Annotated in this window: 10 protein-coding genes and 1 tRNA gene; 8 read left to right on the top strand and 3 right to left on the bottom strand. The window is 71.5% G+C overall.

What is annotated here, in order from left to right; translation table 11 throughout:
• Nucleotides 1–39: 39 nt before the first annotated feature.
• A complete protein-coding gene (locus ACZ4UU_RS22805) occupies nucleotides 40–1,365 on the bottom strand; it encodes a M20/M25/M40 family metallo-hydrolase (RefSeq protein ID WP_471905231.1) in 1,326 nt (441 codons plus the stop codon).
• A 189-nt stretch (nucleotides 1,366–1,554) separates the two neighbouring features.
• Here ACZ4UU_RS22805 and ACZ4UU_RS22800 point away from each other — a divergent pair.
• Nucleotides 1,555–1,642: transfer RNA gene (locus tag ACZ4UU_RS22800), tRNA-Leu, on the top strand.
• 12 nt (nucleotides 1,643–1,654) lie between these two features.
• Here the strand turns inward: ACZ4UU_RS22800 and ACZ4UU_RS22795 are convergent.
• Nucleotides 1,655–2,920: a hypothetical protein gene (locus ACZ4UU_RS22795; RefSeq protein WP_471905230.1), complete on the bottom strand. Its 1,266-nt coding sequence runs from the start codon at nucleotides 2,918–2,920 to the stop codon at nucleotides 1,655–1,657.
• Between the two features lie 350 nt (nucleotides 2,921–3,270).
• Here ACZ4UU_RS22795 and ACZ4UU_RS22790 point away from each other — a divergent pair, with 350 nt between their 5' ends.
• The 3 genes from ACZ4UU_RS22790 (at nucleotide 3,271) to ACZ4UU_RS22780 (ending at nucleotide 8,937) form a co-directional block, all read left to right on the top strand.
• A complete protein-coding gene (locus ACZ4UU_RS22790) occupies nucleotides 3,271–7,128 on the top strand; it encodes a Pls/PosA family non-ribosomal peptide synthetase (RefSeq protein WP_471905229.1) in 3,858 nt (1,285 codons plus the stop codon).
• Nucleotides 7,129–7,205: 77 nt separating this feature from the next.
• On the top strand, nucleotides 7,206–8,549 hold the full coding sequence (locus tag ACZ4UU_RS22785) for a M1 family metallopeptidase (RefSeq protein ID WP_471905228.1): 1,344 nt from the start codon (nucleotides 7,206–7,208) through the stop codon (nucleotides 8,547–8,549).
• A gap of 13 nt (nucleotides 8,550–8,562) precedes the next feature.
• Entirely contained in the window at nucleotides 8,563–8,937 is a 375-nt protein-coding gene (locus ACZ4UU_RS22780; RefSeq protein ID WP_471905227.1) for a YchJ family protein, read from the top strand.
• 145 nt (nucleotides 8,938–9,082) lie between these two features.
• On the opposite strand, the gene ACZ4UU_RS22775 is transcribed toward ACZ4UU_RS22780, so the two are convergent.
• Nucleotides 9,083–9,784, bottom strand: coding sequence for a FadR/GntR family transcriptional regulator (locus ACZ4UU_RS22775; protein WP_471905226.1), 702 nt, complete (start codon nucleotides 9,782–9,784; stop codon nucleotides 9,083–9,085).
• Between the two features lie 137 nt (nucleotides 9,785–9,921).
• Here ACZ4UU_RS22775 and ACZ4UU_RS22770 point away from each other — a divergent pair, with 137 nt between their 5' ends.
• From ACZ4UU_RS22770 to ACZ4UU_RS22755, 4 genes are all read left to right on the top strand, one after another.
• Nucleotides 9,922–10,440 carry a gluconokinase gene (locus tag ACZ4UU_RS22770; protein ID WP_471905225.1) on the top strand — a complete coding sequence of 173 codons (519 nt, stop codon included), beginning with the start codon at nucleotides 9,922–9,924 and terminating at the stop codon, nucleotides 10,438–10,440.
• A gap of 82 nt (nucleotides 10,441–10,522) precedes the next feature.
• Nucleotides 10,523–11,950 carry a GntP family permease gene (locus ACZ4UU_RS22765; protein ID WP_471905224.1) on the top strand — a complete coding sequence of 476 codons (1,428 nt, stop codon included), beginning with the start codon at nucleotides 10,523–10,525 and terminating at the stop codon, nucleotides 11,948–11,950.
• Nucleotides 11,951–11,960: 10 nt separating this feature from the next.
• A complete protein-coding gene (locus ACZ4UU_RS22760) occupies nucleotides 11,961–12,722 on the top strand; it encodes an SDR family oxidoreductase (RefSeq protein WP_471905223.1) in 762 nt (253 codons plus the stop codon).
• Between the two features lie 14 nt (nucleotides 12,723–12,736).
• Complete coding sequence (locus tag ACZ4UU_RS22755; RefSeq protein ID WP_471905222.1) at nucleotides 12,737–13,789, top strand: L-idonate 5-dehydrogenase; 1,053 nt, start codon at nucleotides 12,737–12,739, stop codon at nucleotides 13,787–13,789.
• The last annotated feature ends 51 nt before the right edge of the window (nucleotides 13,790–13,840 follow it).

Here is a 13,840-nt window from a genome sequence, read left to right as displayed (position 1 = left end):
GTCTGGTCGAATACCGAAGTGTGCTTTCAGCGGGCCAATTCAGGACGCATCGATGAACCGGTCGAGCACCCGGACCCCGAATCGCAGCCCGTCCACCGGTACCCGCTCGTCCACGCCGTGGAACATGCCCGCGAAGTCCAGCTCCGGCGGCAGCTTCAGCGGAGCGAAGCCGAAGCCCCGGATGCCCAGGTCGTCGAAGGACTTGGCGTCGGTTCCGCCGGAGAGCATGTAGGGGATCGCCTTGGCCGCCGGGTCCTCGGCGACCAGGGCGGACTGCATCGCCGCGACGAGCGCCCCGTCGAAGCCGGTCTCCACGGCCTTGTCGGCGTGCACGTCCTCGCGCCGTACGTTCGGGCCGAGGATCGTGTCGAGGTCGGCGAGGAACTCCTCCTCGAACCCGGGCAGGAAGCGGCCGTCGACGTGCGCGGTGGCCTCGCCCGGGATGACGTTGACCTTGTAGCCGGCACCGAGCTGGGTGGGGTTCGCGGTGTTGCTCAGGGTCGCGCCGATGAGCTTGGCGATACCGCCGAGCCTTGCGAGGGTGCCCTCCATGTTCTCCGGGTCCAGCTCGGTGCCGAGGGCGTCGCCGAGTTCGTCGAGGAAGGCCCGGGTGGTCTTGGTGACCCGCACCGGGAACTTGTGCCGGCCGAGGCGCGCGACGGCCTCCGACAGTTCGGTGATCGCGTTGTCCCGGTGGATCATCGACCCGTGTCCGGCCGTACCGGCCACGGTCAGCTTCATCCAGTGCATGCCCTTCTCGGCCGTCTGGATCAGATAGAGCCGCCGCTCCTCGCTCACGGTGAACGAGAACCCGCCCACCTCGCTGATCGCCTCGGTGACGCCCTCGAAGAGGTCGGGGTGCTTGTCGACGAGGAACCGGGCGCCGAACTTGCCGCCGGCCTCCTCGTCGGCGAGGAACGCGAGCACGATGTCGCGCGGGGGCCTGCGGCCGCTGCGCAGCCGGTCGCGTACGACCGCCAGGGTCATCGCGTCCATGTCCTTCATGTCGACGGCCCCGCGCCCCCACACGCACCCGTCCGCGACCTCGCCGGAGAAGGGGTGGTGGGTCCAGTCGTCGGCGTTGGCCGGTACGACGTCGGTGTGGCCGTGGATGAGCAGCGCGGGCCGGGACGGGTCCTCCCCCTCGATGCGGGCCACCGTGGAGGCGCGTCCCGGGTGGGACTCGAAGATCTTCGGTTCGAGGCCCACCTCGGCGAGATTCTCGGCGACGTACTCGGCCGCCTTGCGCTCGCCGGGTCCCGAGTGGTCGCCGTAGTTGCTGGTGTCGATCTGGATCAGCTCGCGGCAGAGGTCCACGACCTCGTCCTCGCCGGTGACGCCCCTGGCCGTGTCCGTCTCGCTCACGCTGCTTCCTCCCGCGCTGTTGCTGCTGGTGGTCCCCCTCATCCTCCCCCTCCGCGGTCGCCGGCCCAAGACCGGCCGCGTCCCGTCACACGCCGTTAACGCCGCGACGGGGGGTGATCGGGCACCGTCGAAAGCCTGGTAGTGTTTTCTCTGTCGCCGCGGGGGGAAACCCCGCACGACAGACACCTTGTCCGGGTGGCGGAATGGCAGACGCGCTAGCTTGAGGTGCTAGTGCCCTTTATCGGGCGTGGGGGTTCAAGTCCCCCCTCGGACACCAGCGAAACCCCTGTCAATCAGGGGTTTCTTGCTTTTCCGGGGCCGTTTCGGCCGTGCCGCGGCCGTCGGCCGCCAGCAGGGCGATCACGGCGAGTGCCGCGAGCAGGATGATCGCCAGGACCAGGACCGTGAGGGTCGTGGGGTCGTTCCAGAGCGCGAACACCAGCGCGATCACCAGCAGGGCTCCGAGCGTGAGCCACTTCCGGTTGTCCTCGGTCCAGGTGCCGGCCCGGCCCGTGGTGATGCCGTGGGCCTCCGCCCACCGGGCCGCGGAGTCGGCGCCGCGTTCGGAGCCGGAGCGCACCGCGCGCGGCAGCCGGCCCGGTCCGACGAGGTAGGCGCCGAGGGCGACGATCACACCGAGCACGATGACGGTGCGCAGCGTGGCCTTCAGGAAGCGCAGCAGGGTGTCGAAGACCGCGGCCGCCGCCGGTTCGGACAGGACGCTCGGCGGGAGGTGGTCCAGGTAGTAGCGGCGGGCGACGACGAGGCCGATGGCGACGATCAGACAGCCCACGGCCGCTCCCAGGGCAGCCTTCGCCAGCGCCCGTCTGCGACGGTGGGCCAGCAGGATGCCCGCCGCCCCCAGGAGCACGGTGATCACCGGCATCCAGTAGCCGGCCAGGTCCAGCGCGTGCGCCGCGTCCTGGAACTGGTCGAGTTGGTCGGACTGGAACAGGACCACCTGTTTCTCGACGGCCGGGATCTTGGCGGCCGGCTGCACACCGGCGTCCACGAGATCCTTCTTGACCTGCTCCACAGCGGTCCCGACGTCAAGGGTCACGGTCCCCTCCGCGACGCCGATCGCCCCGCGTCCCTTGCCCGTGAGGGCGTGCACGACGGCCGAGTGGGCGGTCCGGTTCGCCGTGACCCACAGCTTCTCGAACCGGTCGCTCTCCACGAAGCGCTTCGCGACCCGGTCTGCCGCGGCGTGCGCGGCCTCGTCCACCTGGGGGGCCAGTGCCTTGACGGCGTCGGCCGCCCGGGGCGGCAGGCCCTGCGACTTCAGCCAGTTCGAGATGTCGGCGGTGATCTGCTTGCCGTTCACGCGGACGTCCACCGCGTCGACGAGCCGGTGGCGCACCGCGTCCTCGATGGCGCGGTCGGTGGCGAGCGGCTTCATCGTCCTGACGTAGCGGTCGGTGTCGAGGGCGATGTCGTGCACCCAGACCGTGATCACGGTGACGGGGGTCAGGACGCATGCGAGGACGATCAGAACCGCCGAGGCCGCGCTCCGCAGGGTTCTCCCCGCGCGACCGCCGTGTACGGGGTTCGACATCAGGCCTCCGGCATCGGGACACCGACCCGCGGCAGCCCGCGGTTCGTGTCCATTCCCGCCGAACACGGGTGTCTCGGCATCTCGGAATGAGCCATCCGGACACTGTGTCCACCCCTTGGTCACGCGCTGTGTGGGGCATGTCTCGTCGGTCGAAGATCACCAGGTCAACGCAGGTCGGTCAGCGCCCCGGACGCCCCGAACGGGCGTCCCGGGTGGTGAACCAAGGGCCGCGAACCTAGCGTCGTACTAAAATTTCCGGCTTGTTACGGAGCTGGAGCCGGACAACCCCAGGCGAACCTGCGGGCCCGCCAGCGCCCCGGAGGCATCCGGGATCGAGACGCGAGGACCGGATGGCAGCCATTCACGAGGGCGGCGCTCTCGGCCTGCTCGACGATGAGATCCGCGAGAAGTTCGGCGACACGGCACGTTTCTCCGGGGGTCCGGCGGCCTCACCGCGCACCCTCGTCGACGTCTTCGAGGCGTCCGTACGGTCGTATCCGGACGAGCCCGCTCTCGACGACGGCACGACCAGCCTCACCTACCGGGCGCTGGCCGTCGAGGTGCAGCGGCTGCGGCGCGGGCTCGCCGCGGCCGGCGTCGGGCTCGGGGACCGGGTGGGCGTGCGGGTACCGTCCGGGACCAATGACCTCTACGTCGCGATCCTCGCCGTGCTCGCGGTCGGTGCGGCATACGTCCCCGTGGACGCCGAGGACCCGGACGAGCGGGCGGAGCTGGTGTTCGGGGAGGCGGACGTACGGGCCGTGATCGAGGCCGGGCACGAGATCGCCGTGCACGGTACGTCCGAGTGTGCCGCCGGGCGTCCCGGCGTCGAGCACGACGCGTGGATCATCTTCACGTCGGGTTCCACCGGGAAGCCGAAGGGCGTCGCCGTCTCGCACCGCGGTGCCGCCGCGTTCGTGGACGCGGAGGCCGCGCTGTTCCTCACCGAGGAGCCGATCGGGCCCGGGGACCGGGTCATGGCGGGTCTTTCGGTCGCGTTCGACGCGTCCTGCGAGGAGATGTGGCTGGCGTGGCGGTACGGCGCCTGTCTGGTGCCGGTGCCGCGCTCGCAGGTCAGGAGCGGTGCCGATCTCGGGCCGTGGCTGGTCGAGCAGGAGATCACGGTCGTGTCGACGGTGCCGACGCTGGCCGCGCTCTGGGAGCCCGAGACCCTGGGCGACGTACGTCTGCTGATCTTCGGTGGTGAGGCCTGTCCGCCCGAGCTGGCGCAGCGGCTGGTGACCGAGGGGCGCGAGGTCTGGAACACGTACGGGCCGACCGAGGCGACCGTCGTGGCCTGCGCCTCGCTGATGAGCGGCGAGGAGCCGATCCGGATCGGGCTGCCGCTGGACGGCTGGGAGCTGGCCGTCGTCGACGAGGCCGGGGAGCCCGTGCCGATGGGCGGCAGCGGGCAGCTGGTGATCGGCGGGGTCGGGCTCGCGCGGTATCTCGACGCCGAGAAGGACGCGGAGAAGTACGCGCCGCTGGAGTCCTTGGGGTGGGAGCGCGCGTACCGCAGTGGTGACCTCGTCAAGGCGGAGCCCGAGGGGCTGGTCTTCCTGGGGCGGGCCGACGAGCAGATCAAGCTCGGCGGGCGGCGGATCGAGCTCGGTGAGGTGGATGTCGCGTTGCAGGCGCTGCCCGGGGTGGCCGGTGCGGCCGCCGCCGTGCGGACCGCCCGCAGTGGCAATCAGCTGCTCGTCGGGTATGTCGTCACTCAGGACGGCTGGGACCAGGCGGCGGCGGTCGAGAGGCTGCGGGCGGAACTGCCAGCGGCGCTCGTGCCGCTGCTCGCGCCGGTCGAGGATCTGCCGACCCGTACGAGTGGGAAGGTGGACCGCAACGCTCTGCCCTGGCCGCTCGCGGGCCTGGAGGGCGGCGGTGGTCCGGCCGAGCAGCTCTACGGCACCGAGGCCTGGCTCGCCGAGCAGTGGACCGAGGTGCTCGGCATCCCCGTGACCAGCGCCTCCGACGACTTCTTCGCGATCGGCGGCAGCAGTCTGGCCGCCGCGCAGCTGACGACCCGGCTACGGACCCGCTATCCGAGTTCGGCCGTCCTGGACATCTACCAGCAGCCGGTGCTGCGGAAGCTGGCCCGACGGCTTGAGGACTCCGCGCAGGACGACGGGGCGGAGCGGGTGATCGCCCCGGTGCCGAGGCGCGCGCAGGTGATCCAGGTCCTGCTGCTCCTTCCGCTGTTCACGCTGCTCGGCCTGCGCTGGACCGTCGCGCTGGCGGCGCTCGGCAATCTGCTGCCCGCCTACGGGTGGTTGCCCACGGCCCCTTGGTGGCTCGTCGCGGTCGGAGCCGTGGTCCTGTTCAGTCCGCCGGGGCGGCTGGCGTTGGCGGCCGGGGGTGCGCGGCTGCTGCTCAGGGGGGTGAAGCCCGGCCGGTACGCGCGCGGTGGCGGTGTGCATGTACGGCTGTGGACGGCCGAGCGGCTGGCCGAGTTCAGCGGGGCCACCTCGCTGACCGGGGCGTGGCTGGAGCGGTACGCGCGGGCGCTGGGCGCCAAGGTCGGGCCCGATGTCGACCTGCACTCGCTGCCACCGGTCACCGGGCTGCTGAAGCTGGGCCGGGGCGCGGCCGTCGAGTCCGAGGTGGATCTGTCCGGGTGGTGGCTGGACGGGGACCGGCTGGAGGTCGGCACGGTGAAGGTGGGCGCGCATGCCGTCGTCGGCACGCGCAGCATGCTCTTCCCGGGGGCCCGGGTGGGCAAGCGGGCCGAGGTGGCGCCCGGTTCGGCGGTGACGGGTCAGATTCCCACCGGTCAGCGATGGGCGGGCGCGCCCGCGGTCAAACTGGGCAAGGCCAAGCGCAACTGGCCGAAGGAACGGCCGCGGCGTGGGACGTACTGGCGTGTCATGTACGGCGTCACAGGCTTCGCGCTCACCGCGCTGCCGGTGCTGGCGGGGGCGGCCGCGTTCCTCGTGGCCCGGGTGTTCCTCACGCCGGACGCGCCGCTGGTCGGCGCCGCGCCGGCGCTCGTACCGGCGACGCTCGCCTTCGGGCTGGCGTACGCCGTGCTGATCCTTCTCGCCGTACGGCTGCTGAGCCTCGGGCTGCGCGAGGGCACGCACCCGACGCACGGCCGGGTCGGCTGGCAGGCCTGGACGGTCACGCAACTGATGGACCGCTCGCGCGAGACGCTGTTCCCGCTGTACGCCGGGCTGGTCACGCCGGTGTGGCTGCGGCTGCTCGGGATGCGGATCGGGCGGGGTGCCGAGGTGTCGACGGTGCTGGCCCTGCCGAGCCTGACGACGGTCGGCGAGGGCGCGTTCCTGGCCGACGACACGCTGACCGCGCCGTACGAGCTCGGTGGTGGCTGGATGCGGATCGGGCGGGCTCAGATCGGGCGGCGGGCCTTCCTGGGGAACTCCGGGATGACCGCGCCGGGGCGTTCCGTGCCGGACGGCGGTCTGGTCGGGGTGCTGTCGGCGACCCCGAAGAAGGCCAAGAAGGGCACGTCGTATCTGGGGCTGCCGCCGGTGAAGCTGCCGCGTGCCGCCGCCGACGGCGACCAGAGCCTGACGTACGATCCGCCGGCCCGGCTGCTGTGGGCGCGTGGGCTGGTTGAGCTGTGCCGGATCGTGCCGGTGTTCTGCTCGGCGGGTCTTGCGGTGCTGACGATCGCCGCGCTGTGTGCGCTGGGGGTGTGGGCGCCGCTGCTGTCGGGGCTGGTGCTGCTGGGTGCCGGGGCCGTGGCGGGGCTGGTGTCCGTCGTGGCCAAGTGGCTGCTCGTGGGGCGGCATCGCAGCGGGGAGCATCCGCTGTGGTCGTCCTTCGTGTGGCGCAACGAGCTGGCGGACACGTTCGTCGAGGTGCTCGCGGTGCCGTGGTTGGCGGGTTCCGTGCCGGGTACGCCGGTGATGACGGCCTGGCTGCGCGGGCTCGGGGCGCGGATCGGCAAGGGCGTGTGGGTCGAGAGCTACTGGCTGCCGGAGACGGATCTGGTGACGCTTCAGGACGCGGCCACCGTGAACCGGGGCTGTGTGCTCCAGACACACCTCTTCCACGACCGGATCTTGCGGACGGATACTGTGGTCCTCCGTGAGGGCGCGACGCTGGGTCCTGGCGGGATCGTCCTGCCCGGCAGCGTGATCGGGGCCCGTACGACGCTGGGTCCCGCCTCGCTCGTCATGGCCGCGGAGTCCGTCCCCGACGACACCCGTTGGCTCGGCAATCCGATCGAGGCATGGCGTCCCTGATGCCGGCCCACTCGGAGCCGGAGAGGCGTGGGCCGGCGGGGAGTGGCATCAGTACGGCGCAGGGAGCACAGACAGCAGTGGCAGTTCAGCAGGCGGCGGGCGCGGACCCGTACTTCCCGGAGCACGGCGATCCCCGGTACCGGGTGCACCGGTACGAGCTCGCGCTGGACTACCGCCCGGCCCCGAACCGGCTCTCCGGGACGGCCCGGATCAACGCCATCGCGGGACGGGCGCCGCTGACCGAGTTCGTGCTGAACCTGGCCGACTTCAGGATCGGGCGGGTCCGGGTCGACGGACGGCAGCCGCACTACACGCACCGCGGCGGACGGCTGCGCGTCCGCCCGGCCAAGCCCGTCCGCGCCGGGGCCGCCTTCACGGTCGAGGTGCACTGGTCGGGCAACCCCAAGCCGGTGAACAGCCCCTGGGGCGGGCTCGGTTGGGAGGAGCTGGAGGACGGGGCGCTGGTGGCGAGCCAGCCCATCGGGGCGCCGTCGTGGTACCCGTGCAACGACCGGCCCGCCGACAAGGCCTCTTACCAGCTCTCGATCACCACGCCGTCGGCGTACGCGGTGGTGGCGGGCGGGCGGCTGCTGACCCGGACGACGAAGGCGTCCACGACCACCTGGGTGTACGAGCAGTCGGCGCCGACGTCGAGCTATCTGGTCGGCCTGTCGATCGGCAAGTACCAGACGGTGCTGCTGGGCGATCCGGGCCTGGGCGGAGTGCCGCAGCACGGGCACATCCCGGCGCATCTGCTGCCGGAGTTCTCCCGGGACTTCGCGCGCCAGCCGCAGATGATGGAGCTGTTCCAGGAACTGTTCGGGCCGTACCCGTTCGACGAGTACGCGGTCGTGGTGACCGAGGAGGAACTCGATGTGCCCGTCGAGGCCCAGGGGTTGTCGCTGTTCGGCGCCAACCACGTGGACGGGGCGCGGGGTTCGGAGCGGCTGGTCGCGCACGAGCTGGCGCACCAGTGGTTCGGCAACAGCGTGTCCATCGCCAACTGGCGGCACATCTGGCTGAACGAGGGCTTCGCCAAGTACGCCGAGTGGCTGTGGTCGGAGCGCTCGGGCGGGCGTACGGCCCAGCAACTCGCCGCCGCCGCGCACCGGTTGCTGTCCGCGCAGCCGCAGGACCTGCGGCTGGCGGATCCCGGCCGCAAGTCGATGTTCGACGACCGCCTCTACGAACGCGGCGGGCTCGTCCTGCACGCGGTGCGCTGCGCGATGGGCGACATCGCCTTCTTCCGCATGCTGCGCGCCTGGGGCCAGCTGCACCGCGGCGGCACGGTGACGACGGCCGCCTTCACCTCCCACGTGGCCCGCTTCGCGACCGAGCCGGTGGAGGAGCTGTTCGAGGCGTGGGTGCACGGGGCGGCGCTGCCGCCGCTGCCGGGGGCGCGGACACGGGCGGCGGGCTAGGACAATGGCGGGCATGACGACGCGTTCCTGCCCGTGCGGGCTGCCCGAGGTTTACGACAAGTGCTGCGGCCGCTATCACTCAGGTGCGGCGGCCGCGCCGACCGCCGAGGCGCTCATGCGGTCGCGGTACAGCGCGTTCGTGAAGCAGGACGCGGCGTATCTGCTGCGGACCTGGCATCCGCGGACGCGGCCCGCGCGGCTGGAACTCGATCCGGGGATGCGGTGGACGGGGCTGGAGATCCTCGCGACCGGTGACGGTACGGCGTTCCACACGTCCGGCACGGTGGAGTTCCGGGCGTCCTACCGGGGCGGGTCACTGCATGAGCGGAGCCGGTTCGAGCGGGTGGACAGGGCTTGGGTGTACGTGGACGGGGAGTTCCCGGCCTGACCAGGGGATGTCCCGCAGGACGTGGCCCAGACAGTGAGGCAGCCGGGTTCGTGGATCGCCTCGAAGCCGAAGTCGTCCGCCTCGGGCATGTTCGCCTTCAGCGGCTCCATGATGCGCTCGATGTCCGCGCGGCGGCGGTCCTCGGTCATGGCGCCAGGATGTCCAGTTCCTGGAGGGCGCCCATGGTGATCTCGCGGGTCAGGTGTTCGGCGCGGGCCGCGTCGCCCGCGCGGACCGCCTCCGCGACCTGAACGTGCAGGGTGACCGCGGCCGGATCGGGGTCCTCGAACATGACCTCGTGGTGGGTGCGGCCCGCGAGGACCTCGGCGACGACGTCGCCGAGGCGGGCGAACATCTCGTTGCCGGAGGCGTTGAGGACGACTCGGTGGAAGGCGACGTCGTGGACGAGGTAGCCCTCAAGTTGGTGGCCGCGGGAGTGGGCGACCATGCCGAGGGCGCACTCGGTGAGTTCGGCGCACTGGTCGGCCGTCGCGTGCTTCGCGGCCAGGCCCGCCGCCACCGGCTCGATCGCCGAGCGCAGCACCGTGAGTGAGCGCAGCTGCTGGGGGCGGTCGGCGCCGGCCAGGCGCCAGCGGATGACCTGGGGGTCGTAGACGTTCCACTCGGCCTTGGGACGGACCGTCACGCCCACGCGGCGGCGGGACTCCACCAGGTGCATGGACTCCAGGACGCGGACCGCCTCGCGCATCACGGAGCGGGAGACGTCGAAGCGCTGCGCCAGTTCGTCCGTGCGCAGAACGCTGCCCGGCGGGTACTCACCCGCCGTGATCGCGGGGCCGAGGGTTTCCAGTACTTGGCCGTGCAGCCCCCGGCCCGTTGTGCTCATGCACTCAGCGTACGGGGCAGATCACGCGATCAAAAAGTCAGACTTATATGTCACAGGGTCTTGAATTAGTCGTACCTAATGAGTTTCAGTGGCGTCGACATCACGTGTCGACGAAGACAGCAGACAGTGAGGCAGCGATGAGTACCCCCCATGTCGTCGTGGTCATGGGCGTCGCGGGCACCGGCAAGACCACCATCGGTCCCCTGCTCGCCGCCCGGCTCGGCGTCCCGTACGCCGAGGGCGACGACTTCCACCCGCAGGCCAACATCGCCAAGATGTCGGCCGGCACCCCGCTCGACGACGACGACAGGTGGCCGTGGCTCGACGCCATCGGCGCCTGGGCGCACGAGCGGGCCGGGCTCGGCGGGGTGGTCAGCTGCTCGGCGCTGAAGCGGTCCTACCGTGACCGGCTGCGGGCCGCCGCGCCCGGCGTCGTGTTCGTGCACCTCACCGGCGACCGATCGCTCATCGAGGACCGGATGACGCACCGGCAGGGGCACTTCATGCCGACCGCGCTGCTGGACTCGCAGTTCGCCACGCTCCAGCCGCTCCAGGCCGACGAGGCCGGAGCCGCCGTGGATGTCGCCGGCAGCCCGGAGGAGATCACCGAACGGGCAGCCAAGGCGCTGAGCGAGCTTCCGGGCTCAGCGGCGTAACACCCCTCGCAACACCCCGCACCACCGCCACCCCCCGCGGCACCATCCCTCCCCCAACCCCCGTACCTGCAAGGGAACCCCCGTGACCAGACTCAGCGTCGAGATGCTGGCAGCGGACACCGTCGAGCCCATCACCTCGGCCGGCCACGCTCAGCTGGGCATCGCCGTCCTGGCGGGCATCGCCGTCATCGTCCTGCTCATCACCCAGTTCAAACTCCACGCGTTCCTGTCGCTGACCCTCGGGTCGCTGGCGCTCGGCGCCATCGCCGGAGCACCGCTCGACAAGGTCATCACCAGCTTCAGCGCCGGACTCGGCACCACGGTGGCCGGCGTCGGCGTGCTGATCGCCCTCGGCGCGATCCTGGGCAAGATGCTCGCCGACTCCGGCGGCGCCGACCAGATCGTCGACACCATCCTCGCCAAGGCGGGCGGCCGTTCGATGCCGTGGGCGATGGTGCTGATCGCCTCGGTGATCGGCCTGCCCCTGTTCTTCGAGGTCGGTGTCGTACTGCTGATCCCCGTCGTCCTCATGGTCGCCAAGCGCGGCAACTACTCGCTGATGCGCATCGGCATCCCGGCCCTCGCCGGCCTCTCCGTCATGCACGGCCTGGTCCCGCCGCACCCCGGCCCGCTGGTCGCGATCGACGCGGTCGGCGCCGACCTGGGCGTCACGCTGGCGCTCGGCGTCCTGATCGCCATCCCGACGGTGATCATCGCCGGTCCGGTGTTCTCGCGGTACGCGGCCCGCTGGGTGGACGTCCCGGCACCGGAGCGCATGCTCCAGGCGCTCGGGGAATCCGGCCAGTCGCCCGAGGAGCGGGCCTCCAAGGAACCGCAGCAGCGCCCCGCCTTCGGGCCGACGCTGCTCACGATCCTCCTGCCCGTCGTCCTGATGCTGTCGAAGGCGCTGGTCGACATCGTGATCGACGACCCCGAGAACACCGTGCAGCGCGTGTTCGACGTCGTCGGCTCCCCGATGATCGCGCTGCTCGCCGCCGTGCTTCTGGGCATCTTCACGCTGCTCAAGCCGGCCGGGTTCGGCAAGGAGCGCATCTCGCCGCTGGTCGAGAAGAGCCTCGCGCCCATCGCGGGCATCCTGCTGATCGTGGGCGCGGGCGGTGGCTTCAAGCAGACCCTGATCGACACCGGTGTGGGTCAGATGGTCCTGGACATCTCCAAGGACTGGTCGATCCCGGCCCTGCTGCTGGCCTGGCTGATCGCGGTGGCGATCCGGCTGGCGACGGGTTCGGCGACGGTGGCCACGGTCTCGGCCGCCGGGCTCGTGGCACCGCTGGCCGCCGAGATGTCGACGACCCACGCGGCCCTGCTGGTCCTCGCCATCGGCGCCGGTTCGCTCTTCTTCAGCCATGTGAACGACGCCGGGTTCTGGCTGGTCAAAGAGTACTTCGGGCTGGACGTCGGCCAGACCATCAAGACCTGGTCGGTGATGGAGACGATCATCTCGGTGGTCGCCGGCGGTCTGGTCCTGCTGCTCTCACTGGTCATTTAGGGGTACGACGATGACGGCTCACCCCCTCTTCGACATCAGCGGCCGCACGGCCCTGGTCACCGGCTCCAGCCGGGGCATCGGCCTGGCGCTCGCCCGCGGTCTTGCGGAGGCCGGCTGCACGGTGGTCCTCAACGGCCGGGACGGCGAACGCCTCACCAAGGCCGCCGCCGAACTGCCCGGTGACGTCCACACGGCCGTGTTCGACGTCACCGACGGACCCTCGGTGGCCGCCGGTATAGCGGATGTCGAGGAGCGGGTGGGCCCGCTGGACATCCTGGTCAACAACGCGGGGATGCAACTGCGCGCCCCGCTCCTGGAGTTCACCGACTCCGACTGGCACCGCATCCTCGACACCAACCTGACCAGCGCGTTCCTGGTGGGCCGTGAGGCGGCCCGGCGGATGACGGAACGCGGCCACGGAAAGATCGTCAACATCTGCTCGCTGCAGAGCGAGGTGGTCCGCCCCGGCATCGCGCCCTACGCCGCGACCAAGGGCGCCCTGAAGATGCTCACCAAGGGCATGTGCGCCGACTGGGGGCCGCACGGCGTCCAGGTCAACGGCCTCGGCCCCGGCTACATCGAGACCGAGCTGACCGGGCCCCTAGTCGCCGACGAGGAGTTCAGCGCCTGGGTGCGCCGCCGCACCCCGGCCGGCCGCTGGGGCCGTACCGAGGACCTGGTGGGCGGGGTGCTGTTCCTCGCCTCCCCGGCCGCGGACTTCGTCAGCGGGCAGGTGCTGTACGTCGACGGCGGCATGACGAGCGTGCTGTGAAGGAGGCCTCGCGGATGCTCGGTTGTGTGATCCACGGTCAGGACGACCTGCGGGTCGAGGAGCTGCCGGTGCCGGTCCCGGGTCCGGGGCAGGCGCTGGTGGCCGTGCGGTACGGCGGGGTCTGCGGCTCCGATCTGCACTACTGGCGGCACGGCGGGGTAGGTGACTTCCGGCTCAGGGAACCGATGCTGCTCGGGCACGAGGTGGTCGGCACGGTCGTGTCGTACGGCTCCCCGGGCGCGTCGGGCCCGGCTGCCGGAACGGCCGTCGCCGTGCACCCGGCCACGCCCTGCGGGGTCTGCCCGGAGTGCGCGGACGGGCGACGCAACGTCTGCCGGGACACCCACTACCTGGGCAGCGCGGCCCGCTTCCCGCATGTCCAGGGCGGGTTCGCCGCACAAGTCGTTGTGCCGGCCGACCAGTTGAGGCCGCTCCCGGCCGGTCTCGAACTGCGCCGGGCTGCGCTCGCCGAGCCGCTGTCCGTCGCGCTGCACGCCGTGCGGCGGGCCGGAGAGGTGGCCGGGAGGCATGTCCTGGTGACCGGTGCCGGGCCCATCGGGTGTCTGGTCGTGGCGGCGGCGAAGGCCGCGGGCGCCGGGCGGGTCACGGTGACGGACCTGCTGCCGACGGCTCTGGAGTACGCGCGCATCGCCGGTGCCGACACCCTCGTACGGGCCGACGATCCGCAGGACGCCGGGTGGCCGTACGAAGTGGACGTGGCGATCGAGGCGTCGGGCGTCGCCGCGGGCCTGGACGCCTGTCTGCGGCTGGTGCGGCGCGGCGGCGTCGTGGTGCAGCTGGGGATGCTGCCGCCGGGGCGGAGTCCGTTCGCGGGGAACCTCGTGGTGAGCCGGGAGATCGAGCTGCGCGGGGCGTTCCGCTTCGACACGGAGTTCGACGCGGCGCTCGAACTGCTCGCGGCCCAGGCATCGTTCGACGGGCTGGTCAGCGCGGTGATGCCGGTGCGGGAGGCCGAGGCGGCGTTCGCGCTGGCGGCGGACCGGAGCGAAGCGTGCAAGGTGCTGCTGGACTTCGGAGGGCCGGACTCCGCGGCGCCGGGTGTCTGAACTCGCAGGGACGATCATCTGAAGCGGCTTCCCCGAGACCGCCTTCGGCCT

It is taken from the genome of Streptomyces sp. NPDC028907 (assembly GCF_055564995.1).
The sequence above is the reverse complement of the archived record's forward strand: the minus strand, read 5'-3'. Positions and strand labels throughout refer to the sequence as shown.